This is a genomic window from Alkalihalophilus pseudofirmus (assembly GCF_029094545.1).
In the GTDB taxonomy this organism is placed as follows: domain Bacteria; phylum Bacillota; class Bacilli; order Bacillales; family Bacillaceae_D; genus Alkalihalophilus; species Alkalihalophilus pseudofirmus.
Genome location: NZ_CP117835.1, coordinates 3,455,508 through 3,477,862 on the forward strand (window position 1 = coordinate 3,455,508; position 22,355 = coordinate 3,477,862).

Sequence of the window (22,355 nt, forward strand, 5' to 3'; positions counted from 1 at the left end):
ATACATAACTTATACAAAATATGCATGTTTTTCTTAGAGATGGTTGTGGTTCGTTTCACAAAAAATATTCAGCCCATATTTAAATGATCATGGCAGATTCATGGATTTTTTTCGTGCTGGCTATTATAATATAGATAGAAAGGGGTTGTTAATAATGGCAACAAGTACTGAAATGGTTGAGCAAGTACAGGAAGTATTAGATAAGCTTCGTCCTTTCTTGCTTCGTGATGGCGGGGACGTTGAACTTGTAGAAGTTGAAGATGGTATCGTTAAAGTTCGTCTTCTTGGTGCATGCGGTTCTTGCCCAAGTTCAACAATTACGCTAAAAGCAGGAATTGAACGCGCTCTTCTTGAAGAAGTTCCTGGCGTAAAAGAAATCGAGCAAGTATTTTAATGTAAGCTATTCGTATTGAGTAAGATCGATACTGCTTCATAATAAAAAGCCCGCAGCTGCGGGCTTTTTTCATTTACATAAAATAATCATCGTAAGAGGCTTCTGCTTCTTCATAGGAAGAAAAAATAGCATCGTCTTCTTCAATGGGATGGTAATAATCAAATAAGACAAGAGACATCTGGCCTGGATTCATTGGATCTAGGGCAATCGTTGCCTCTTGAATAGAGGAGACAGTCGGCGTGTGTGGATTCCTATAGATCACATATACCGACTGCCCTTCATGTAATTGATTCATATCAAGCATAGCGGACACTCCTTTTCATGGCTGATGATTATGGTTTGCCCGACTATGCTTGAACTATTCATATGAAAATGTTTAGGCTGGAACTTAGATTAAGCTTCTCGTAAATAGCTCGGAACCTTGACACAGACCCCGTGCTTAGCAGGGGCTAAAACATCAATTTCAAAGTCTGGGAAACGTTTCGAGAGTACTTCTTTCACTGCTTCCCCGCGATTTAGAGGGGCTAAGCAGAAAATTGTTGGACCAGCACCGCTTAATGCTGCACCATATGCATCCGTATCCTCGCGCACGACATCAATCACATCTTGCAGGTGCGGGACCAGCTCTCCTCGGTATGGATGATGAAAGATGTCTGCACTCATCATCTCTCCAGCTAAGCTGAAATTGCCCTGAAGAAGCGCAGCGACTAACACATTAGCTACCCCGCTCCCTCTGACAGCTTTTTTGTACGGAAGGGATTCAGGCAGCACCCCACGAGCTTTTTTCGTTAACAGCTCGTGCTTTGGAATGACAACGACTAGATCAACTTCAGGCACTCCTCCATACAGAACATGCGTCGCTTCCTCTGTGTGAGTGCCGATAACAAGTCCTCCATATACAGAGGCTGCTACATTATCAGGGTGACCCTCCCAAAGACTCGACAGGCGCACTTTCTCTTCAGGAGATAGAACATTATTCATTTGTTGATTAGCAAGCTCTATTCCAGCTACAATCGCAGCAGCACTGCTTCCTAGACCTCTTGTTAACGGAATATCGCTTGTCATCTCGACTTCACAAGGGGTGAGCATATAGCCGTATGTATCAGCTACGTGTTTTGCCACTTTGTAAATAAGGTTCTCTTCATCAGTTGGAACGCCTTTGAGATCCGGTGATTCAGAATAAAACGACCAAGCATCTGCGGGTTTTGCGACTAACGTTAAATATCGATCAACCGCAAGTCCTACAGAATCAAATCCAGGGCCTAGGTTTGCCGTGCTGCCAGGAACCGTAATCATAAAAGGTTCAACGCTCACAGCTTAACCCCTCCTTTAATATGAGATAAGAATGCATCCTTTTCATTAGGAAGAACCGTTGGTTTAACAGCTACTGTATCCATTGCTGTGCTTGGATCTTTTAAGCCGTTTCCTGTTAACACACATACAATCTTTGAGCCTTTCTTTAATTCACCTGAAGCAAGCTGCTTTTTCACACCTGCTAATGAAGCGCAAGATGCCGGTTCAGCAAATACCCCTTCACGCTTAGCTAAAAGTTGATACGCCTCTAAAATTTCTTCATCTGTTACATAATCAATGGCTCCATTTGAATCATTAGCTGCAGTTACCGCTTGAGACCAGCTGGCAGGATTTCCGATACGAATGGCTGTAGCAACGGTTTCAGGCTCTTCAATAACTTCATCACGAACAATCGCGGCTGCTCCCTCTGCCTCAAACCCACGCATTTCAGGAAGGCCCGTACCTTTCTTTTCGTGGTATTCGTTAAACCCTTTCCAATACGCTGTAATATTTCCGGCATTTCCTACAGGGATTGCAAGTACATCCGGCGCTTGCCCAAGTGCATCACATACTTCAAATGCAGCCGTTTTCTGCCCTTCAATTCGATAAGGGTTTACCGAGTTTACCAGCGTAATCGGCTCCGTTTCACTAATTGCACGAACAATTTCAAGCGCATGATCAAAGTTTCCTTTAATCTCGATGACTTCAGCCCCGTACATGACAGCTTGTGCTAATTTACCAAGAGCAATTTTGCCTTCAGGGATAACGACAATACATCTCATGCCAAGACGCGCACCGTAAGCCGCAGCCGCTGCTGACGTATTTCCTGTTGAAGCACAAATAATTGTGTCACTGCCTTCTTCCTTTGCTTTCGCAACAGCCATGACCATTCCGCGATCTTTAAAAGAACCAGTCGGGTTTGCCCCTTCTACCTTAACATATAGCTCCACTCCCCATTCCTTTGACAGAGTTTCAAGAGGGATCAAAGGAGTATTTCCTTCTTTTAACGTTAACATTGGCGTTTTGTCATTCACTGGTAAAAATTCTTTATATTCATGAAGTAACCCATTCCATTTGCTCATTATTTATTGTCCTCCCTCAACACGGTAGCTGCTCTCTACGTTTTCTACAACCTCAAGCGCTTGTAAACGTTCATATAATTCCTGATAATTCTCTTTGCTTGTATGATGCGTAATAACAATAACTTCAGCTTCTTCTCCCCCATCTAGCGGAAGCTGCAGAAGCTTCTCAAAGCTGACTTCATATTCTGCAAATAACGAAGTAATAGCAGAGAATGTACCTGCTTTATCTGTCACTCTCATTCGTAAGAAATACTTAGAATCAATTTCCTTATCTTCTTTAAGTACCTTCTCATGAAGCGGCGCATGAACGGTATGACCATTCACTCCTAAGCGCATGTTCTTCATCACTGTCACTAAATCTGAAACCACTGCTGTTGCTGTCGGCAGCGAGCCAGCACCTGGGCCATAGAACATTGTCTCTCCAACTGCTTCTCCGTAAACATAAACGGCATTGTATTCATTATTTACAGCAGCTAGCGGATGGTCATTTGGCAGAAGTGTCGGTCCTACACTTACTTCAATTCGGTCATCATCACGCTTAGCGATACCGATTAATTTCATTGTATAACCAAGCTGTTCACAGTAATGAAGGTCGCGATCCGTTACTTGTGAAATCCCTTTGACTGAGACATCTTCAAGACTAACATCCATCGAGAACCCTAAAGTAGAAAGAATTGCCATCTTTCTTGCAGCATCTAATCCTTCCACATCAGAAGTCGGATCACTTTCTGCAAAACCCAATTCCTGCGCTTGGGCTAATACATCTAAGTATGGACTTCCTTCTTGCGACATCTTTGTTAAGATATAGTTTGTTGTCCCATTCACAATCCCCATCATCTTTGTAATCCGATCAGCCGCTAAGCCGTCAGCTAAGCTTCTCAAAATAGGAATTCCTCCAGCTACACTTGCCTCATAAAACAGGTCACAGCCGTTTTCTGAAGCGAGATGCAAAAGCTCTGCTCCGTACAGTGCCATTAAATCTTTATTTGCAGTTACGACATGCTTTTTATTTTTTAGGGCATTGGCAAGATGTTCTTTCGTATCTTCCACACCGCCCATCACTTCAATCACCACATCAATCTCTGGGTCGCAGCATACTTCCGCAGGGTCTGTTGTCAGCCAGTTTTCCTCAACTTCAACTCCACGTTTCTTATCTATATCACGAACAAGCACCTTGGCCACATTTACAGCGCATCCTACTTGATGCTTTAATTCCTGCTGGTGCTGTTTAATAATCGAAATAACCCCTGTTCCTACCGTTCCAAGTCCTAATAACCCTACATTGATGCCTTGTTTCATTTCTGCTCCACTCCAATCCAAACTATACGATCTGTTTCTCTGTTTTGTTCCTCTAAAAAGAACATTTGTATTTGTATAAAGGACATTATAAGATGAATTTTCATTTAAAACAAGGGGTATTTTGTAAATGTTCAAACAATTTCAATATATCATACCACATTATCCATTTATCGCCCTCAATTAAATACACGCACTAAAAAAACCGCCTATAAAAAGGCGGCTTCCTTTGCATTTGACTATAACCATTCTACATTTGGAGTTCTTGAGGAGGTTTTAGGAATCCGTATCATCTCTGAAAATTGCTTTAAAAATTGTTCGTTTTCTCCTTCTTGTTCAATTAAGGAGAAAAACACCTGACCATGCTCTTGTTTATCCTCATTTATTTGGGCCCGGTAGTAGTTCTCAATCGACTCAAAATAATGTACAGGGAAAAGCAGCCGAGCATAGGTTAATCTCCAAGCATACGTGCTTAAAGGTTCATATTGCTCATAGCCTTCAATAAATGAATGCACATCTTCCCAATTATTATTACGGCTTAGCGCCTGATCGTAGCGCTTTTGTCTAATCCACTCTGCGATATCTCGGCAAGGATGATCATATACAAATTCTGTCGGTCGTTTTATGATGCCGCCTCGTGTAGATGTCACAAGCCATGTTTGATCTGTAAATCGTCTATGACATACCGTCCCTTGCTCCTTGTCATGAGCAGGATCATCAAGCCTTGCATCGACCGCATATTGAATCGCATTTTCTGTAAGACCCATATAATATGGGTAAGAGTACAAAAAAGCCTCATCAACATAGGATCTTGGCTGCTCATAACTAATCTGTTGATACCAGCCCTCAAGCTGCTCAAGTCTCTTCTCCCATAACTTATGCCACTGTCCAAAATAGTCATGCGATTTCCTCGTTTGAGGCATTTGCTTTCCGTAATAATGAATCGTAGCTAAGTGACCGCCAATGTCATAACTAGATTCTAAGTGGAGGCCTCCATTTCGCTCAGGTTCAGGCATTTCAAATAAATAAACTTCCTGCCCGTCAATCAGTCCGACATTTCCGTTTGATTTCGTTTTTTGCAAAGTGAGCATAGAAGCATCGCCAATCGAACGGTAATATTCAGCATAATCAAGCATTTCTTGTTCTTTTGAAGCACAATCTTCTTTTGGAAAGAATACATACGACTTCCCGCCGGCTTCAAATCCTTCAAAGTCTCCTAAAGCAAAACGCGAGTCACAATAAAGCCCGTACTGATCATATACATTGCGCTCAAACACACTTTTCCCCTCCTTGCCATACACACCTTTTATCTAGTCTATGACCCATCTGCATAAAATGTGTTCAACTCCCGTAGACTAGTAATAATCATTTTGTCTCCACACCAAGTGTTGATAAGGTGAACCGAACGCTGGAGGGGATTTTATGTCTGAGAAAAAACCACAACCTATTGATGAAGTTGAAAAAAGAGCTCGTGAAGCACTTGAAGAGCGCGGCGTAACGATTAACGACATTGCCGATCTAGTCTATTTTCTTCAAGAAAAATACCATCCCAATTTAGAGATGGATGACTGCATTCATAACGTCAATCGAGTGATCCGCAAACGCGAAATTCAAAATGCGATATTAACAGGAATTCAATTAGATGTATTAACAGAGCAAAATAAGCTCGAAGAACCGCTTCAAGGGATTATTGCAAGAGATGAAGGGTTATATGGGGTCGATGAAATTATTGCATTGTCTATCGTAAATGTGTACGGCTCAATCGGATTTACAAATTATGGCTATATCGATAAACAAAAACCTGGGATTTTAAAGAAATTAAATGACAAGTCAAGTGGGGAGTGTCACACGTTTCTAGATGATATTGTAGGTGCGATTGCAGCAGCTGCTTCAAGCCGCCTCGCTCACCGTGCTGCAAATGTAGAGTAAGGTGCTAAGGGATGGATTAAAATATGCTTCCTAGTTTACTACACCAGATCAACATACCCTAGATTCGGCTGCCACTTAAGTGATTAGTCGGATCTATTACATATGCCTAAGAAAGGTCCAAGCTTGTAAGATACTTTTTTTGTTCCATCGCCCAAAGGTCAGCTCTCCTTACATAGTTGTTGATTTCTACTGCAGGCGCAGGCTTTCCGCGGGCGGCCCGGGAGCTTCCTGGCCACGCGCATCCCGCTGGAGTCGGCGCCTTCCGCTCCGATCAACGGAGGAAGGGTTTTGTATAGTACTCCCACTTTTATAAGCAGCAGTTCAGTGTACATAGCGGATGCATCCTTATAATTCGAACTTAACAATAACTATTCCGGTTCACATAATATTTACAAAACGTAATAACCCTAGCGGATGAAATATGCGTAGACTCCTGTGTGGACTAGAGCAGGGGTGAGATCCCGCAGGGCAAAAGCCCGAGGAAGCTCACCAGCTCCACACGGAAAGCGAAGCATATTTCAGCAGCGACGCCTATGCTATAACCAATGTTTAATGTATTTTAAGATAAATAATCTTTGAAGCCATAACTAAATCACTCCCATCACTCCACATATTAATTACAAAATGCACTAACCCAGCGGATGAAATATGCGAGATTTCTGCGGGGACTAGAGCAGGGGTGAGATCCCACAGGGCAAAAGCCCGAGGAAGCTCACCAGCTCCCCGCGAAAAGCGAAGTATATTTCAGGAGCGGCGAGCTTACACAAGCCTAAGGTAATATAAATGGTCTAGGAAACAAAAAAGCCCATGCACATGCATGAACCTCTTAAACAAACGTTTAATTAAACTGCCATTCAGATAATGACGGTAAAACATACGTCGGTTTATCGTCAACATCTTTTAAATGCTCCTCATTGCTTACTCCCGTTAATACCATAAGTGTATCAACATCGGCATTGATTCCCGCTAAGATATCTGTGTCATAATTATCACCAATCATCAGTGCCTCTTCTTTTTTAACCCCTATCTTCTCAAGTGCCTGTTCGATCATGATCGGCTCAGGCTTTCCAATAAAGGTCGGTTTCACTCCAGTAGAAGTCGTAATCACTGATATAAGTGAGCCGGCACCAGGCATTAGTCCTTTTTCAGTCGGTAAGGCACGATCGCCATTTGTTGCAATAAACGCAGCACCACTTCGAACAGCCAGTGCTGCTTTTGCTAACTTTTCATATGTAATTTCTCGATCTAATCCCATCACAACATAGTCTGGGTCCACATCAACCAATTCATGTCCCTCATCAAGAAGACTTTGCTTTAGTCCATTTTCTCCTACCATTAAAACTTTTGCATTCGGTTTAAGGTCTTTAATCACACCCGCTGCAGCCATACTTGTCGTGAAAATATGTTCACTTGTCGCAGGAACCCCCATATTCTGTAATATCCCTGCTGCTTCTCTTGGAGTTTTGGTAGAATTGTTTGTCACAAATAAATAAGGATAACCCATTTGTTCTATTCTTTTCACAAAATCAATGGCTTCAGGAATCGGTTCAGTGCCTCGGTACATTGTTCCGTCTAAATCAATTAGAAATCCTTTATATGCTTTCATTTTCTACTCCTTATAAGAAACAACCACCTTTAGGCAAGGTGGCTGTCGTGTTATTTTTTACTTTTCTCTTTTAAAACATACACACAGCCCGCCGTATCCATCTTAGCCATGCACTCTTCCCTTTCGATCTCATCTGTATCAAGCAGAGACTTAAACAGTTTCTGTTCACACGTACACGCAACAGGGTAAGCTGTTGCAACTTGCGCGATCGGGCAGTTGTATTCTACAAACCGATATGTTCCATCATCCTGCTTCTCAACCTCAACCATATACCCGCTCTCATTTTGAATACGAGCAAGTGTCTCAACACGCTCTTCAAAACTGCCTGTTACAGCAGTGCTGTATTTATCAAGCAGTCGTTCGCGGCGCTGTTCAAATAACTTTTCAATCATTTCCGTTCCACTTAATTGTTCGAGGTCTTGTAAAAATTCAAGCGAGAGATTGCCGTAATTCCTTGGGAAGCTCTCTTCTCCTTTAAGGGTTAAAGAATATTTATGTGTAGGGCGGCCCATCGGCTGTCTTTCAAGCCTCGATTCGATCAGCCCTTCTTTTTCTAATCCTTGTAGGTGTCTGCGCACCGCCATCTCTGTAATTTCTAATTGCTCAGCTATTTCTGAGACGGTCAGCTGCTGGCTTTTTTTTAACATCACTAAGATAACTTGCCTTGTGGAGTTGGTATTATTATTCACGACCATCACCATCCTTCACCTCATTGTAAGCGATGTGTGGTCAATTGTAAATTTATGTGTCAATTTAAAACTATTCTTACATTGACCTTGAACACTTACCTGAATTAGTAATTCTGTTCAGGCAAAAACGCAGAAACAGGACCAAGCTCCTCTACTAAATAGCGTCTAACGTGGCTTGAAAAGGACTCTAGAGCCTTTCTTTCCGTTTGAATGACTGCTTGTACATCTTCATGCTTAATTTGTGTGTAGTCTGTTACAAGCGGTTTTCTTAAGCTGACCACTTTTTTCAGGGCAGCCGCCTCTTCTTCTTGGAGCACTTTTTCATCAAAAAGGATTTCTACAATGTCTTCATAGCTCCCAGGATCACGCATGATAAAGCCGTCAATCATACTATTTCCAACATCAATAATTGATTCTATGACAACCGTTGCAAACCGCTCATAAGCAAGCTTATCCTTTACGGTTTCAAGAGGTTGATTCTCCTCAAATTCTGTTAACAATTGATCCATATATGTAAGGGTATCTTCAATTTTTTCACGATTCACAAAATACATAGGAACACCTTCTTTTTTTGAATTAGTATAACACATTAAACGTTTTTTTTAGATAAAGTTAAACACATCAAAAGAAATGATTTATTCTTTACGGCGTTTTTGTTATGATAAAGAACGTAAATGATTCGACAAGGACCTGATTGATTGTCGAACAAATGAAAAGTAGTGAATGCTACACACATTATGCTACTACAAAAAAATTAAGCTACACAAAACTTTTTTACACAAATGGAGGAGAAACAACTTGGATCGTGAACTAGCCTTAGAAATCGTCCGTGTAACGGAAGCAGCAGCCCTAGCTTCATCTCAATGGATGGGCCGCGGGAAGAAAAATGAAGCAGATGATGCTGCAACGAGTGCCATGCGCACAATGTTTGATTCAGTAAACTGCAGAGGTACTGTTGTCATTGGTGAAGGAGAACTTGACGAGGCACCAATGCTCTATATTGGCGAAGAAGTCGGCAGTGGGCATGGTCCTGAAGTTGACATCGCGGTTGACCCGCTTGAAGGAACAAACATCGTAGCGAAAGGACACCCTAATGCGATGGCTGTTATTGCGGTAGCCGATAAAGGAACGCTGCTTCACGCACCAGATATGTATATGGAAAAGATCGCAGTCGGACCTCTTGCCGCTGGACTTGTCCGTCTTGATGACCCTATCGAAAAAACAATTGATATTGTGGCTAAAATGACAAATAAACGAGTTCGTGATGTGACAGTGATTATCCAAGAGCGTGAGCGTCATGCTGAATTGATTGAACGCGTTCGCCAAAAGGGTGCTCGTGTTAAATTATTTGGTGACGGTGACGTTGGTGCTTCTATTGCCACTGCCTTGCCGCAAACGGGTATTGATTTGTTTGTTGGAACAGGCGGAGCTCCAGAAGGTGTTATTTCTGCTGCTGCGCTAAAAGCTTTAGGCGGTGACATGCAAGCTCGTCTTGTACCAATGAATGATGAAGAATTTGAACGCTGCAAAAAAATGGGGCTAGAAGATCCTCGTCAAGTATTACAATTAGACGATCTTGTTCGCGGTGATGATGCTATTTTTGCTGCAACGGGAGTATCTTCTGGTGAATTAGTTGAAGGCGTACGCTTTTTAGGCGGAGACCTTGCTGAAACTGACTCCATTGTTATGCGTGCTAAGACAAGAACAGTCCGCTACATTAAAACACATCACCATCTTGACCATAAACCTCATTTAGTGATGAACGACTAAGTATCGCATCCCCTCTTGTGGCATGATATGATAAAAAAACAATGTTACTTGGGGGGCAATAAGAATGTCTGAGCGCTTTTATTTATATGATGACACAGAAGAAACAAGGACCAGATTTGTAAGCTTTATGGGTGAGTCACAACGTTTTGACTTAGCCATCATCACCTCTTCCCGCTATTACGGGAAAAAGCTGGTTCTAGATGTATTATCTAATCGGTTTGCCATTATTGGTACAGACGATTTAGAAGAGCCTGGCTATCTTGAGCACGCTTATCAAATCAGTGAAGAAGAAGCTGGCGAATTACGTTCATTTTTATATGAAGTCATTTAATAGTAAAAACCATCTCTTCCGGTAAAACTAACGGCAGGAGGTGGTTTTTTTATGCCAGATTCACGTGATAAAGAAACGGAAGATTACACTGACTTCTCAAACGTCGAAACGATGCGCAATTTCATTGTGCCAGAAATTACTCCAGAAGGCCCTTACGGCTCACCAATCAATAAGGATAAACCTGTTGAAAATAAAAGCACCCCTTGGAAGCCTGGGCAGCGTTATTACAGCGCTTTCAATTATGAGTTTAAATCTTTGCACCAAAACCTTCCGCGTAAATATCCAGGACATCACCCAACTCATGATGATCCTGATAAAAACGAAGAACCACCTTACACGACCACTTAAACAAAGAGCCCTTTAAAAGGGCTCTCCCCTATTCTTCACTTAATGCCGCTGCCTCTTCTGCAGGTACAGGCTGTTTTTCTTTTTCCCTATCCTTTTCTTTCGTTTCCTTCACTTTCGTAAGCACGAAATAAGCGCAGCCAAAATTACAATACTCGTATAAATAATCAGGAAGAGTACTGATCTTCGTATCAAAGGTCGACTTTTTATGGCGGTCTTCAAAAAAGCCGCGTAAACGCAATTGGCTGTAACCCCAATCACCAACAATATAATCGTATTTATTTAACACATCACTGTAACGTGCCTTAAAGGCTTCTTCATTCCAGCCCTCTTTTATGTCCTCTATTACTTCATACTGCATTCCTTGAATGCGAACCACTGGGCTCACCTCACTTTTCATACCCTTATTATACCACACCCGAGCCTCCCTACAGTAACCTTTGTGGCATCATTTTCTATCAGTAAAAACATTTCTTTTTGGTCATTCTTAAAGTAGAGGGGGAATGAACATCATGATAAAAAAATCAATGGTGATCTCTGGTGTCGCAGCTTTAATGCTTATGACCGGCTGCCAGATGAATGATGTGGGGCAACAATCGATGCAGCGTACAGCTAATCCGAATTACGGCCCTATGCAAACGAATCATGGCTATTATCCAATGGGAATGGGTCAGCAAAATCAAAATAATGACTACAACCATTATGGGTACACAAGATATCAAAAACAACAGGTAGAAGCAAACGGCAGACAACAATCAACACCTATGTTTGACCGGACAGAGCTTTCTGATACGGTAACAAGAATGGTCTTAACGAACGAAACGGTGAGCGAGGCCGCTACACTTGTTACAGATAAATACGTATTAGTTGCTTATGACTGCGATACGAACGACCGCGATTACGTAGCGGACCAAGTAAAACGCAGTGCGATTTCTGTAGTTCCGCGTTACTATGAAGTCTATATTACAGATGATCATAGTCATTTCGAAGACATTGAACGCTTCCAAGATGGCTCCACAACAGCTGGAAATTTAGACGGAACGCTTAAACAAACGATCCAAGAAATGCGCCAATCTCCACAAGGTGCCTACAACGAGGACACCGACGACAACATGAACGTCATGGAAAAGAAACAACAGAAATTAATGGATTAAAGGAAAGGCGGAGGCAAGTGGGCTGGCTTGCGGAAATATTAGGGGCAGCGATATGAAGACGCTTTTTGTCTTCATTCGATGCACCGTTCTTTCCCGCAAGGCAACGAGCCGAAGCTAGACATCTTGAAAAGCGGAAGGGTTCGTTTAGGTATGAGGAGGATGGAGCTTTGACAATGAGAAGCGCTTTTTGCTTCGTTTGGCAAAGTGAAGCCACCGATTACCTGAACCCTGCAGCTAGACACGAAAAGCGGAGGCAAGTGGGCTGGCTTGCGGAAATATTAGGGGCAGCGATATGAAGACGCTTTTTGTCTTCATTCGATGCACCGTTATTTCCCGCAGGACAACGAGCCGAAGCTAGACATCTTGAAAAGCGGAGGCGGCTGTTTTGGCATGCGGTAAAATAAGGGGAAAAGAAGATTGTATATATTCAAGCCTTTTATGCGTCAATGTATATGGCCATTGCGCTCCTCTCTCGCCTTATTGCGTTACTTGCCGGCTTTATTGCGCCGATGTAGTTTAATTGCGCCTGATCAAACGTTATATGCGTCTGTAGCAAGCGTATATGTATCACTTCGGCTAATAATAGCGCCAGCCTTTACTCCAAACCCAAAATAGAGCAGCTCCCTAACTCAGGAGCTGCTCTATTTTTATTGCTGGCTTTTTTCAATCGCTTGGCCAAGATCGCCTAAAATGTCTTCAATCGCTTCTGTTCCGATTGAAAGACGAATCATTCCAGGAGTCACTCCTGCTGCGAGCTGTTCTTCTTCTGTTAACTGCTGATGAGTCGTACTAGCCGGGTGAATAATTAGTGATTTTGAATCCCCTACATTAGCTAGGTGTGAGAACAATTCAACCGAATGAATAAGCTTCTTCCCAGCCTCTACTCCACCTTTTAATCCGAATGTTAAAATAGCTCCTTGCCCTTTTGGCAAATATTTTTGAGCGAGGTCATAGGAGGAATGAGATTCTAACCCAGAATAAGAAACCCAGTCAACAGACTGATGCGCCTCAAGAAACCTTGCAGTCTCTAACGCATTTTCACTATGCTGCTTCATTCGCAAATGAAGGGTTTCTAGCCCTTGCAGAAGTAAAAATGAGTTGAACGGTGCAATAGATGCCCCTAAGTCCCGAAGAAGCTGCACTCGAGCTTTTATAATATAGGCAATTGGACCAACGGCTTCTGTGTAGACAACGCCGTTATAACTTGGATCCGGCGTCGTAAGCCCAGGATACTTATCTGTTTTTGTCCAATCAAACTTTCCACTGTCTACGATCACCCCGCCAATTGAAGTACCATGGCCACCGATAAATTTTGTGGCAGAATGAACAACAATATCCGCACCATGCTTAATTGGCTGCAGTAAGTATGGACTTGGGAAGGTATTATCGACTATGAGAGGAAGATTGTGCTCATGAGCAATATGAGCCACTGCCTCAATATCTAGCACATCTCCTTTTGGATTCCCTACCGTCTCTGCATAGATGGCTTTTGTTTTATCAGTGATAGCTGCTTTAAAGTTAGCAGGATCAGTCGGGTCAACAAAATGAACCTTGATGCCAAGCTTCGGTAATGTTGTTGAAAATAAATTATATGTACCCCCGTATAAACTGGCGGCCGACACAATTTCATCTCCAGCCTCAGCAATATTTAAAATAGAGTACGTAATTGCCGCCTGTCCTGAAGCAGTCGCAAGAGCCGCTGCCCCGCCTTCAAGTGCGGCTACTCTTTTTTCAAATACATCGGTAGTCGGGTTCATTAAGCGTGTATAAATATTACCAAATTCACTTAGCGAGAATAAATTTGCAGCATGATCTGTGTCTTTAAATCCATAAGAGGTTGTTTGGTAAAGCGGAACCGCGCGTGAAAACGTGGTTGGATCAATCTCTTGTCCAGCATGAATAGCTAATGTTTCCGGCCTGAAATGATTCTCTTCACTCATCTGTATTCCCCCATTGACTTCGTCTTTTTAATAGTAGCACGTATTGCTTCAATAATATTCACACTATTCCGACTTGTCAAGAGAGAATACACGGCGGCTTCTGACTTATTATTTGACTGCTTCTCAATGTTTATTGCGCTTGTTCCTCTTTCTATTGCGTCAATGTAGTTACTTATTGTCCTTATTACACTCTTTATTGCGTCAATCTAATAGAATTGCGTCAGTCTGAACGTTATTTATATTCCTTTTAAATATAATTGTCACTAGTTTCCTTAGAATTGTGTCAATCTCCTCTCGAACTGGTACACTCAAATAAAAAAAGAGCGCCGCGGCGCTCTTTCCTCATTAATTATGTGTTTTTGCTACTTTGTTCGCTTCTTCTCTTACCTGTGCTTCGTTTACCTGCTCATCGGCATGGTATGAAGAGCGTACAAGCGGACCAGATTCACAGTGGCTGAAGCCTTTTTCAAGAGCAATCTCTTTAAATTCAGCAAATTCTTCTGGTGTGTAATACTTTTGTACTTTTAAATGCTTTTTCGTCGGTTGAAGGTATTGTCCAATAGTCATAATATCCACGTTGTTGGCACGAAGATCATCCATTGTTTCAATAATCTCTTCTCTTGTTTCACCAAGGCCGATCATCAGGCTTGATTTTGTAGGGATATCTGGGTTCATTTCTTTAGCGCGGCGCAAGAACTCTAATGTACGGTCATACGTTGCACGTGCGCGAACTCTTGGCGACAGGCGGCGAACCGTTTCAATATTATGGTTCATAATATTCGGTTTCGCATCCATTAACGTCTTCAGGCTATCAAAATTACCTAACATATCAGATGGCAGTACTTCAATCGTACAGAATGGATTTTTACGGCGTACGGCACGAACCGTTTCAGCAAACACAGCCGCCCCTCCGTCTTTTAAATCATCACGAGCGACAGCTGTGATAACGGCATGCTTTAATCCCATCATTTCTACAGAATCTGCTACACGTTCCGGCTCTTGCAGGTCAAGTTCATTAGGAAGACCTGTTTTAACGGCACAGAAACGGCAGGCACGTGTACATACATCCCCTAAGATCATAAATGTAGCCGTCTTACGAACAGCCCAGCATTCATGGATATTTGGACAACGCGCTTCTTCACAGACTGTATGTAGATTTTTCTCGCGCATCATCTTCTTTAGACCAGTGTAAGTCTCATTTGTGTTTAATTTTATTTTCAGCCACTCCGGCTTACGTAAATGTTCTTCTTTCTTTGCCATGCTATTCACTCCATCCGCTTTCCCATATTCTGCATACGAAAATCGACAAACCTCGCTGCATTTATCTTTCTATACTTTATCATGATTATTCCCAAATGACCAAACTATCGCTCGAAATTTCCATTGATTCACTCATATTTTTCTCTAAAAACTTTGCACACTAGAGAAGAAGAGAATTCCTAGAGGAGGGAATAAAGTGAAACGAGCTAAACGGTTTTTACAAATACTTATGCTGACCTTATTTATAATCAGTTCTGCTCCGCAGATTACTTTAGCAAATACGACCGAAGAAATGTCACAAGAAGAAATATTCAATGCACGGATGGAGCTGTATCAAAAAATGGAGGCCATTACCCAAGTCCCGTGGCATTATTTAGCTGCAGTTGATACGTATGAGCGTGGACTGCGCCGTGCTCAGCGTGACCGGCCGAGGGAAGAAGGATTTATTTCTATCTTTTATGATCTGGAAATATGGGCAGGTCCGATCAACCCAAATAAAGAAGACACAGATCCGTTATCCATTAGTTTATTTAATGGTAGAGGGTTAGATGGCAACGGTGATGGCGTCGCGAGTCCAACAGACGATGAAGATGTTCTATACACATTTGCTCATTACTTAGAACAATACGGATTTGACGAAGATGACTTTAGAATTGCTTTATGGGATTATTACCAGCGCGAGCAGTCTGTTTCTATTATCCACGGTCATGCAGCTGTGTATGAGCATTTTGGAACACTTGATTTAGATGATCATGCGTTCCCTATCCCTCTCAATTATAATTACAGCTACAAAAACACATGGGGGGACCGTAGAGGTTGGGGCGGAAGGCGGATCCATGAAGGAACAGATATTTTCGCCGGCTATAATGTGCCAGTGCGTGCTACAGCTTACGGAAAAGTAGAAGTTAAAGGATGGAATATGTACGGCGGCTGGCGTATCGGTATTCGCGACTTAGATAATGTGTATCATTACTACGCTCATTTAAGCGGCTTCGAGAAAGGAATTGAAGAAGGAAGCATTGTGTCTCCTGGCGATGTGGTTGGTTACTGCGGAAGCTCGGGTTACGGTAAGCCCGGCACCCAAGGCAAATTCCCGCCGCATCTTCATTATGGTATGTATAGAGATAACGGCTTTACTGAGTGGTCATTTGATCCATTCCCTTCATTAAAACAATGGGAGCGTAAAGCGTATCAAGACCGCAAAAAGAAGAAATAAGGAGCCAGCTTATGCTGACTCCTTATTTTTTGTACTTTTTAAGAAGAAGCTTTTTTCTGCTTTGCTACTCTAACTGCATTTGCAATACTTAGAGCCATACCGCCCCAAATAATCAACATGCCGACAAGCATCATAACAATTGCGCCTGTACTCATTATAGCTCAGCTCCTTTATCATTTGAGTCTGTCGGAACATCAAGGTCGTTCTTCTGCCATTTGAATGCCGCAAAGACAAATCCAATGACAATCGCTCCGATTGCAACTACCCAGCCCCAGCTCACAACAAGCGATGTTGGATAGTCTTCGTAATTAGAAGTGATATTTGTAATCGTATTTTGAATCGCCATGTAACCAAGAACAATCGGCGTGATAATGCTTAAGCATACTTTCCACCATAAGCCTGTTTTAAAGTCAGATACACCGTTTGCATGACTTTGTAATTCAGGAAGCTTACGGATGAACCATGATACGGCAATAACAGATACAAGACCGGCTAATGCTACACCAAATTGGTTAATGAAGTAATCTGCTGTATCTAGGAAGAACAACCCGCCTTGTGTCGCAAAAAGCAATGAAATCAAGGCTGATAATCCGCCCCCAAACGCAACGGCTTTTGTACGAGATACTTTAAACTTATCTTGAATCCCTGCTACAAATGTCTCCACAATTGAGATAAGTGAAGATAAACCTGCAAGCACTAAAGATCCGAAGAATAAGACTCCGAAAAATGCATTCATCCCAGGGAATGTATTAATGATCTCTGGGAAGACCACAAAGGCTAGCCCAATCCCTGCACTTGCTACTTCATCAACGCCGACACCAGATGCTGTCGCCATGAAACCTAATGCTGCGAAAACCCCGATACCTGCTAATAACTCAAAGCTCGAGTTACTAAAGCCTGTAATAAAGGCATTGTTGTTAATATCTGATTTCTTCCCAAGATAACTTGAGTAGGTAATCATAATCGCAAAGGCAATCGATAAACTAAAGAAAATTTGTCCGTAAGCTGCAACCCATACACCAGGGGACATGATCTCGCTCCAGTTTGGTGCAAAGAATGCATCTAAACCAACCATTGCTCCTTCAAGCGTTAACGCGCGAATAACAATTAATAAGAACATGACAAGTAACATCGGGATAAAGATACGGTTGGCCATTTCAATACCGCGTTTAACCCCTTTAAATAATACGCCTAACGTTACGGCCCATACAACTAATAACGGAATGAATACACCCGGTACAAGGGAACCAACTTCACCTAACGCACCGCCTGATAAGTCAATACGCTGCAAGTACTCTCCCATTAAAAATCCGCCGGTATCTTCTCCCCAGCTTTGATTGAAAGCAAAATACGTGTAGGCAATCGCCCAAGCAATAATAACTGCATAGTAAGTGGAAATAACAAAGGCAATCGCTACCTGCCACCAGCCGATCCATTCGGCTTTTTTGTTTAACCTAGCATATGAAAGCGGTGCAGAGCCACGATACTTGTGCCCTAATGTAAACTCCATAATAAGTAGCGGAATTCCCGCTGTTAATAGTGCAAAAAGATAAGGTAAAAAGAATGCTCCCCCACCATTTTCATACGCTACATAAGGGAAACGCCAAATGTTACCCAAACCGACTGCTGAACCGATCGCTGCTAAAATAAATCCTGCTCGTGTTCCCCATTGCTCTCTAGCCATCGTCGATAACTCCTCTCTGTTGTGAACTAAGTTCCTTAAATTGTATTCAAAAGATTCTGTAAATAGTAGCCGCACTAAAATATTTTTTATCAAAATTATTTGACAATTATTTCGACAAGTCTATTTAGTGCATCAACGTGTAGTAGTATCCGTTTTTGTAACCCCTCCATTTTTTAGAGTTATCTGACTATTCACTTTTTGATTATAATGATTTGCTTGGTGTTTGTCAAAATAATTTTAAGGAAATTGTCACATTTTTCGAAGGTTTTCTCAAAAAATGTATAGGAATTAGGCAATATGATCCAAAAAAGGCTTCTGCTTGGCAGCAGAAGCCTTTTCTTTAGGACTCGATCGGTGTTGATAACTTTTTCAATATAAGAACTGTGATTACTAATAATACAAGAGCTGCAGCAAGCGTTAGAAGCACACTTCCTGTCGCACCTAGTACAAGGTAGGATATCAATGTAATAACGGCAGCCACAATCGCATACGGAAGCTGCGTGACTACGTGGTCAATATGATGACTTCCTGCTCCTGTAGAAGATAAAATTGTCGTATCTGAGATTGGTGAACAATGATCTCCAAAGATTGCACCTGCAAGAACGGCTGCAAGCATTGGAAGCATCATTGTGATATCAATAACAGCGGCCATCTCTCCAGCAATAGGAAGAAGCAGCCCGAATGTACCCCATGATGTACCCGTTGAAAATGCTGCAAATCCAGCAATTAAGAAAAGGATTGCAGGTAAGAACATTGGGTGAATATTGCCATCTACAAGAGAAGCTAGATATTGACCTGTTCCTAAGTCGCCGATGATTGAAATAATCGTCCATGCAAATAGTAAAATATAGATCGCTGGAAGCATCGATTTAATCCCGGCCCAAATCGTTGCACCAAGGTCACTTGCTTCGGTTTTCTTAACAATATTGAGCACAAGAGCCACTGCAAAACCGATAATACCACCATATAATAATGATGATGCTACATCAGTATTTTCAAATGTAGAAAGAATGGTTGCGGCACCTTCTGATGCTTGAATACCTGTAATAATCATAAAAGCAACTGTTCCTAAAACTAAAGCAACAATCGGCCATACAAGATCGCCGACACGGCCTTTATCACTAACTTTAAGATCTTCTTGATCTCCTGGAATTGCACCAGAATCAGGGTCAACAAGCTCACCAGTTTTAAATGCACGCTCTTCATGTACTCTCATTGCTCCAAAATCAAGCTTAAAGAATACAACCGCTAGAACCAGCCCGATAGCAACTAGTGCATAAATGTTCATCGGAACCATCAGCATGAACGCTTGTAAGCCTTCATACTGCGTCACACCATGTGTAGCTAAAATGCCGGCAATAATTGTAATGATGTATGCTCCCCAGCTTGATACTGGTGCGATAACACACATAGGTGCTGCTGTAGAGTCAACCAAGTAAGCAAGCTTTGCACGAGATACACGGTGACGGTCTGTTAATGGTCTAGACACGTTACCTACTGTTAAGCTGTTGAAATAATCATCGATAAAGATAATAATCCCTAACATCACTGTTACAAGCTGTGCGCCAACACGAGTTTTGACACGCTTTAATGCCCATTCTCCAAACGCACGGCTCCCTCCAGAACGAGTAACGAGCGCCGCCATCATACCAAGCAGTAATAGGAAAAAGATAATATAAAGTTCCCAATCATTAATAGCGCCGTCTACGACAAAGATTGCCGCAACAATTGATACAATTTCAGCTACACTATCAACAGGATTATACCCGTTTAACATTAGTGCACCGACGATAATACCGACACCAAGTGATAATAGTACGCGTCTAGTTAAGATAACCATCGCAAGTGCTAGTATTGGTGGCAGCAGCGATAAAATTGAACCTTCCATTCGGTCCATCCCCCTTTTTTGAGTTTGTTGATACAGGGATGCATCCTATACTCGGATAAAAGAGTATAAAAAAAGCCGATAATGGCTACCCATTATCGGCTTAATAAGCACAGGTATCCCCATCACAACAGTAGTTCTCCACAGTCTATTGACTGTGACAGTGTTACACTTCTTCAATGCAACCCCAGCAGAAAAGGTCTGACTCCTCTTTTCCACTTCGGCAAATGATCCTTTTCACACTTCTCTACGTTGTCATCCTCCAAGTGTGTACTTATCTGCATTCGCGCCTCTACCCCACCATGTTGATGAGGCAACTTCATATTAAGTTTGCCGAATTATCTTATCATAGTTTTACAAGGTTGACAATGTTAATTATCGCCACCGCCTAAGGAATTACCTGGTGCTGGTATAATCATACTGCCGCCGTTCCCGCCGTAGTATTCAGGAACTTCTCCTTGAATGTTAATGAGGCCAACTGGAATTGTCGTCTTAATCGCTTCTGTATTTGTAGCAAAAGGAATGACAATCTTCACATCCACCACGACATCAAAATTAACGGAAATGGTCGTATTATTAATGCCCGTGTTAAATGTCTTCATATTAAAATCGGTTTTCACATCGCCAATTGCCGAGAAACGAACAGGGACTTGCGGTCCTAGGTGAGCAAGTAAGGCATTATTCGTTGCCTGCCCAAGCGGAATCGTGTATATAATTCCCCCGTCTGAGGTAACAGCCTCTTCATTATCAAACGAAACATCAAACGCCTCGCCTTGTTCTACCGCCTTTAGATGGCGCTGAACGCGGTTTGTTGCTTCTGAGAGAATACGGTTGTACATTTGCGTATTGAACTGAACTGTATTATCAGCATCACGAATAAACAGCTCTTCTTGATTAAGGTCTGATGCGATCTTTTTAGATACCGCATCATTTATCGCTTTTGTTGCAATGACTCTCGTTTCTGTTGTGGCAATATGAACAAGCGTCGGTCTGATTCCTTTCTCAATGATCCAAAGGCCTTGGACGGTTAAAATAACAAAGATTAAAAAGGATAAGAGCAGTACATAGCGAAATGGCAAGGGACCTTTCCGGGGTCTCGATCGTTTGCCGAATCTCATGTTGAAAACCCCCTTTGCAAAAACTATATGCAGCAAAGGGGGACAAATTGACTTCTATTTAATTATGCTTGATTACTTTTTACGCTCATACGTACAAAACCTATGAGGATAGAGGTTTTTCTCATCGACTGTACCTGCCTCATCGGATACCTTCTCCCACTCGCTTTCTTTTATTTTTGGGAAGTAAGTGTCTCCTTCAAAGGTTTCGTCAATGTGAGTAATGTAGAGGCGGTCCGTATCATTCCAAAACAGCTTGAATAATTCGGCCCCACCTATAATAAAACATTCCTCTTCTTGTTTGGCGATGTCTAATACTTCTTCTAATTGATGAACGACCTCACAGCCCTCTGCGTTGAAATCTTTATTTCTCGTTAAGATCACATTTCTGCGCTTTGGAAGAGGCCGGCCGATCGATTCATACGTTTTACGCCCCATCACAATGGTATGCCCTGAAGTAACTCTCTTAAAATGAGCTAGATCAGCAGGCAGATGCCAAGGAAGATCGTTATTTGCTCCGATTGTACGCTTGTTATCCATCGCTACAATATAGGAAATCATACCGATACCTCGCCTTTAATATGCGGATGCGGATCATAATCTGTTAACTCAAAGTCTTCAATTGTAAAGTCAAAGATCGATTTCACTTCTTTATTGATTTTCATTTTAGGAAGTGCTCTTGGTTCTCTTGTTAACTGAAGCTTTACTTGCTCAACATGGTTCGAATAGATGTGAGCATCTCCAAATGTGTGAACAAACTCACCTGGCTCAAGATCTGTTACTTGAGCAATCATCATCGTCAACAGTGCATAAGAGGCAATATTAAAAGGCACGCCTAAGAAAATATCGGCGCTGCGCTGATATAACTGACAGGAAAGCTTGCCATCATTTACGTAAAATTGGAACAAACAGTGGCAAGGAGCAAGCGCCATTTCATCAATTTCTGCTGGATTCCAGGCACTGACAATCAGCCTTCTAGAATCCGGATTATGTTTAATTTGTTCGATCAACTCAGAGATTTGATCAACTACTTTGCCATTTGCGCCTTGCCATGAACGCCATTGCTTACCATATACAGGTCCAAGATCGCCATTTTCGTCGGCCCATTCATTCCAGATTCGAACGTTATTTTCTTTAAGGTATCCAATATTGGTATCACCTTTTAAGAACCACAATAATTCATGGATAATCGAACGAAGGTGAAGCTTTTTCGTCGTCAGTGCCGGAAATCCTTCCGCTAGATCAAATCGCATCTGATAGCCAAAAGTACTTATCGTGCCTGTCCCCGTACGATCTGATTTTGTTTCACCATTTTTTAAAACATGCTCACATAAAGCAAGATATTGGTCCATTTATGTTCAACTCC

General features: G+C 42.1%; 25 protein-coding genes and 1 riboswitch. Of the genes, 8 read left to right on the top strand and 17 right to left on the bottom strand.

Features of this window, described 5'->3' with window-relative positions; genetic code table 11:
• Positions 1-100: 100 nt before the first annotated feature.
• Positions 101-394, top strand: a complete 294-nt coding sequence (locus PQ478_RS18265; protein ID WP_411809986.1) for a NifU family protein — start codon at positions 101-103, stop codon at positions 392-394.
• Positions 395-467: 73 nt separating this feature from the next.
• Here PQ478_RS18265 and PQ478_RS18270 read toward each other — a convergent pair whose 3' ends face one another.
• From PQ478_RS18270 to yutH, 5 genes are all read right to left on the bottom strand, one after another.
• Positions 468-698: a transcriptional regulator SplA domain-containing protein gene (locus PQ478_RS18270; protein ID WP_022629009.1), complete on the bottom strand. Its 231-nt coding sequence runs from the start codon at positions 696-698 to the stop codon at positions 468-470.
• An 89-nt stretch (positions 699-787) separates the two neighbouring features.
• Positions 788-1,708 (bottom strand): homoserine kinase, encoded by a 921-nt coding sequence (thrB, locus tag PQ478_RS18275; protein ID WP_083633556.1) that lies wholly within the window; start codon positions 1,706-1,708, stop codon positions 788-790.
• Positions 1,705-2,769, bottom strand: a complete 1,065-nt coding sequence (thrC, locus tag PQ478_RS18280; RefSeq protein WP_289235086.1) for a threonine synthase — start codon at positions 2,767-2,769, stop codon at positions 1,705-1,707. The genes thrB and thrC overlap by 4 nt, the downstream gene beginning before the upstream one ends.
• 3 nt (positions 2,770-2,772) lie before the next feature.
• A complete protein-coding gene (locus tag PQ478_RS18285) occupies positions 2,773-4,068 on the bottom strand; it encodes a homoserine dehydrogenase (RefSeq protein ID WP_289235087.1) in 1,296 nt (431 codons plus the stop codon).
• A gap of 236 nt (positions 4,069-4,304) precedes the next feature.
• Entirely contained in the window at positions 4,305-5,342 is a 1,038-nt protein-coding gene (gene yutH / locus PQ478_RS18290; RefSeq protein WP_289235088.1) for a spore coat putative kinase YutH, read from the bottom strand.
• Positions 5,343-5,487: 145 nt separating this feature from the next.
• Between yutH and PQ478_RS18295 the strand changes: the two genes are divergently transcribed.
• Positions 5,488-5,994 carry a phosphatidylglycerophosphatase A family protein gene (locus PQ478_RS18295; protein WP_022629013.1) on the top strand — a complete coding sequence of 169 codons (507 nt, stop codon included), beginning with the start codon at positions 5,488-5,490 and terminating at the stop codon, positions 5,992-5,994.
• A gap of 838 nt (positions 5,995-6,832) precedes the next feature.
• Here PQ478_RS18295 and PQ478_RS18300 read toward each other — a convergent pair.
• The 3 genes from PQ478_RS18300 to PQ478_RS18310 form a co-directional block, all read right to left on the bottom strand.
• Complete coding sequence (locus PQ478_RS18300; RefSeq protein ID WP_289235089.1) at positions 6,833-7,600, bottom strand: TIGR01457 family HAD-type hydrolase; 768 nt, start codon at positions 7,598-7,600, stop codon at positions 6,833-6,835.
• A gap of 50 nt (positions 7,601-7,650) precedes the next feature.
• Entirely contained in the window at positions 7,651-8,301 is a 651-nt protein-coding gene (locus PQ478_RS18305) for a helix-turn-helix transcriptional regulator (RefSeq protein ID WP_012960320.1), read from the bottom strand.
• A gap of 92 nt (positions 8,302-8,393) precedes the next feature.
• Positions 8,394-8,843, bottom strand: coding sequence for a DUF86 domain-containing protein (locus tag PQ478_RS18310; RefSeq protein ID WP_289235090.1), 450 nt, complete (start codon positions 8,841-8,843; stop codon positions 8,394-8,396).
• A 244-nt stretch (positions 8,844-9,087) separates the two neighbouring features.
• Between PQ478_RS18310 and glpX the strand changes: the two genes are divergently transcribed.
• From glpX to PQ478_RS18325, 3 genes are all read left to right on the top strand, one after another.
• The gene (gene glpX / locus PQ478_RS18315; protein ID WP_012960322.1) at positions 9,088-10,059 is read left to right on the top strand and encodes a class II fructose-bisphosphatase; all 972 of its coding nucleotides are present in this window, start codon (positions 9,088-9,090) and stop codon (positions 10,057-10,059) included.
• A 64-nt stretch (positions 10,060-10,123) separates the two neighbouring features.
• Positions 10,124-10,390, top strand: coding sequence for a DUF3055 domain-containing protein (locus PQ478_RS18320; protein ID WP_012960323.1), 267 nt, complete (start codon positions 10,124-10,126; stop codon positions 10,388-10,390).
• Between the two features lie 51 nt (positions 10,391-10,441).
• Positions 10,442-10,738, top strand: coding sequence for a cytosolic protein (locus tag PQ478_RS18325; RefSeq protein ID WP_289235091.1), 297 nt, complete (start codon positions 10,442-10,444; stop codon positions 10,736-10,738).
• A 28-nt stretch (positions 10,739-10,766) separates the two neighbouring features.
• Here the strand turns inward: PQ478_RS18325 and PQ478_RS18330 are convergent, their stop codons facing one another.
• Positions 10,767-11,096 carry a YutD family protein gene (locus tag PQ478_RS18330; RefSeq protein ID WP_435521088.1) on the bottom strand — a complete coding sequence of 110 codons (330 nt, stop codon included), beginning with the start codon at positions 11,094-11,096 and terminating at the stop codon, positions 10,767-10,769.
• A gap of 151 nt (positions 11,097-11,247) precedes the next feature.
• Here PQ478_RS18330 and PQ478_RS18335 point away from each other — a divergent pair, with 151 nt between their 5' ends.
• Both PQ478_RS18335 and PQ478_RS18340 read left to right on the top strand, forming a co-directional pair.
• On the top strand, positions 11,248-11,889 hold the full coding sequence (locus PQ478_RS18335; protein WP_289235093.1) for a YhcN/YlaJ family sporulation lipoprotein: 642 nt from the start codon (positions 11,248-11,250) through the stop codon (positions 11,887-11,889).
• 167 nt (positions 11,890-12,056) lie between these two features.
• The gene (locus tag PQ478_RS18340; protein ID WP_289235094.1) at positions 12,057-12,185 is read left to right on the top strand and encodes a hypothetical protein; all 129 of its coding nucleotides are present in this window, start codon (positions 12,057-12,059) and stop codon (positions 12,183-12,185) included.
• A gap of 351 nt (positions 12,186-12,536) precedes the next feature.
• Here PQ478_RS18340 and PQ478_RS18345 read toward each other — a convergent pair whose 3' ends face one another.
• The gene (locus tag PQ478_RS18345; protein ID WP_012960328.1) at positions 12,537-13,829 is read right to left on the bottom strand and encodes a homocysteine synthase; all 1,293 of its coding nucleotides are present in this window, start codon (positions 13,827-13,829) and stop codon (positions 12,537-12,539) included.
• A 345-nt stretch (positions 13,830-14,174) separates the two neighbouring features.
• Positions 14,175-15,089 (bottom strand): lipoyl synthase, encoded by a 915-nt coding sequence (gene lipA, locus PQ478_RS18350; protein ID WP_012960331.1) that lies wholly within the window; start codon positions 15,087-15,089, stop codon positions 14,175-14,177.
• Between the two features lie 196 nt (positions 15,090-15,285).
• Between lipA and PQ478_RS18355 the strand changes: the two genes are divergently transcribed.
• The gene (locus tag PQ478_RS18355) at positions 15,286-16,305 is read left to right on the top strand and encodes a M23 family metallopeptidase (protein WP_289235095.1); all 1,020 of its coding nucleotides are present in this window, start codon (positions 15,286-15,288) and stop codon (positions 16,303-16,305) included.
• A gap of 38 nt (positions 16,306-16,343) precedes the next feature.
• On the opposite strand, the gene PQ478_RS18360 is transcribed toward PQ478_RS18355, so the two are convergent.
• The 6 genes from PQ478_RS18360 to PQ478_RS18385 all read right to left on the bottom strand — a co-directional run bounded on the left by PQ478_RS18360 (position 16,344) and on the right by PQ478_RS18385 (position 22,341).
• Entirely contained in the window at positions 16,344-16,460 is a 117-nt protein-coding gene (locus PQ478_RS18360) for a methionine/alanine import family NSS transporter small subunit (protein WP_012960333.1), read from the bottom strand.
• Positions 16,460-17,989: a sodium-dependent transporter gene (locus PQ478_RS18365; protein ID WP_289235096.1), complete on the bottom strand. Its 1,530-nt coding sequence runs from the start codon at positions 17,987-17,989 to the stop codon at positions 16,460-16,462. The genes PQ478_RS18360 and PQ478_RS18365 overlap by 1 nt, the downstream gene beginning before the upstream one ends.
• A gap of 340 nt (positions 17,990-18,329) precedes the next feature.
• Positions 18,330-19,877: a Na+/H+ antiporter NhaC family protein gene (locus PQ478_RS18370; RefSeq protein WP_289235097.1), complete on the bottom strand. Its 1,548-nt coding sequence runs from the start codon at positions 19,875-19,877 to the stop codon at positions 18,330-18,332.
• Between the two features lie 123 nt (positions 19,878-20,000).
• Positions 20,001-20,177, bottom strand: a riboswitch (Lysine riboswitch).
• Between the two features lie 68 nt (positions 20,178-20,245).
• The gene (gene yunB, locus PQ478_RS18375) at positions 20,246-20,992 is read right to left on the bottom strand and encodes a sporulation protein YunB (RefSeq protein ID WP_289235098.1); all 747 of its coding nucleotides are present in this window, start codon (positions 20,990-20,992) and stop codon (positions 20,246-20,248) included.
• Between the two features lie 72 nt (positions 20,993-21,064).
• Complete coding sequence (locus tag PQ478_RS18380; RefSeq protein ID WP_289235099.1) at positions 21,065-21,550, bottom strand: dihydrofolate reductase; 486 nt, start codon at positions 21,548-21,550, stop codon at positions 21,065-21,067.
• Complete coding sequence (locus PQ478_RS18385; RefSeq protein ID WP_289235100.1) at positions 21,547-22,341, bottom strand: thymidylate synthase; 795 nt, start codon at positions 22,339-22,341, stop codon at positions 21,547-21,549. The genes PQ478_RS18380 and PQ478_RS18385 overlap by 4 nt, the downstream gene beginning before the upstream one ends.
• Positions 22,342-22,355: the final 14 nt, after the last annotated feature.

Excerpts from the sequence above, each read along its gene's own strand:
- PQ478_RS18265 (WP_411809986.1), top strand. The coding sequence starts at position 101 with ATGGATTTTTTTCGTGCTGGCTATTATAATATAGATAGAAAGGGGTTG.
- PQ478_RS18270 (WP_022629009.1), bottom strand. The coding sequence starts at position 698 with ATGCTTGATATGAATCAATTACATGAAGGGCAGTCGGTATATGTGATC.
- thrC (WP_289235086.1), bottom strand. The coding sequence starts at position 2,769 with ATGAGCAAATGGAATGGGTTACTTCATGAATATAAAGAATTTTTACCA.
- PQ478_RS18285 (WP_289235087.1), bottom strand. The coding sequence starts at position 4,068 with ATGAAACAAGGCATCAATGTAGGGTTATTAGGACTTGGAACGGTAGGA.
- PQ478_RS18295 (WP_022629013.1), top strand. The coding sequence starts at position 5,488 with ATGTCTGAGAAAAAACCACAACCTATTGATGAAGTTGAAAAAAGAGCT.
- PQ478_RS18300 (WP_289235089.1), bottom strand. The coding sequence starts at position 7,600 with ATGAAAGCATATAAAGGATTTCTAATTGATTTAGACGGAACAATGTAC.
- PQ478_RS18305 (WP_012960320.1), bottom strand. The coding sequence starts at position 8,301 with ATGGTGATGGTCGTGAATAATAATACCAACTCCACAAGGCAAGTTATC.
- PQ478_RS18310 (WP_289235090.1), bottom strand. The coding sequence starts at position 8,843 with ATGTATTTTGTGAATCGTGAAAAAATTGAAGATACCCTTACATATATG.
- PQ478_RS18320 (WP_012960323.1), top strand. The coding sequence starts at position 10,124 with ATGTCTGAGCGCTTTTATTTATATGATGACACAGAAGAAACAAGGACC.
- PQ478_RS18325 (WP_289235091.1), top strand. The coding sequence starts at position 10,442 with ATGCCAGATTCACGTGATAAAGAAACGGAAGATTACACTGACTTCTCA.
- PQ478_RS18330 (WP_435521088.1), bottom strand. The coding sequence starts at position 11,096 with ATGCAGTATGAAGTAATAGAGGACATAAAAGAGGGCTGGAATGAAGAA.
- PQ478_RS18335 (WP_289235093.1), top strand. The coding sequence starts at position 11,248 with ATGATAAAAAAATCAATGGTGATCTCTGGTGTCGCAGCTTTAATGCTT.
- PQ478_RS18345 (WP_012960328.1), bottom strand. The coding sequence starts at position 13,829 with ATGAGTGAAGAGAATCATTTCAGGCCGGAAACATTAGCTATTCATGCT.
- lipA (WP_012960331.1), bottom strand. The coding sequence starts at position 15,089 with ATGGCAAAGAAAGAAGAACATTTACGTAAGCCGGAGTGGCTGAAAATA.
- PQ478_RS18360 (WP_012960333.1), bottom strand. The coding sequence starts at position 16,460 with ATGAGTACAGGCGCAATTGTTATGATGCTTGTCGGCATGTTGATTATT.
- PQ478_RS18365 (WP_289235096.1), bottom strand. The coding sequence starts at position 17,989 with ATGGCTAGAGAGCAATGGGGAACACGAGCAGGATTTATTTTAGCAGCG.
- PQ478_RS18370 (WP_289235097.1), bottom strand. The coding sequence starts at position 19,877 with ATGGAAGGTTCAATTTTATCGCTGCTGCCACCAATACTAGCACTTGCG.
- yunB (WP_289235098.1), bottom strand. The coding sequence starts at position 20,992 with ATGAGATTCGGCAAACGATCGAGACCCCGGAAAGGTCCCTTGCCATTT.
- PQ478_RS18380 (WP_289235099.1), bottom strand. The coding sequence starts at position 21,550 with ATGATTTCCTATATTGTAGCGATGGATAACAAGCGTACAATCGGAGCA.
- PQ478_RS18385 (WP_289235100.1), bottom strand. The coding sequence starts at position 22,341 with ATGGACCAATATCTTGCTTTATGTGAGCATGTTTTAAAAAATGGTGAA.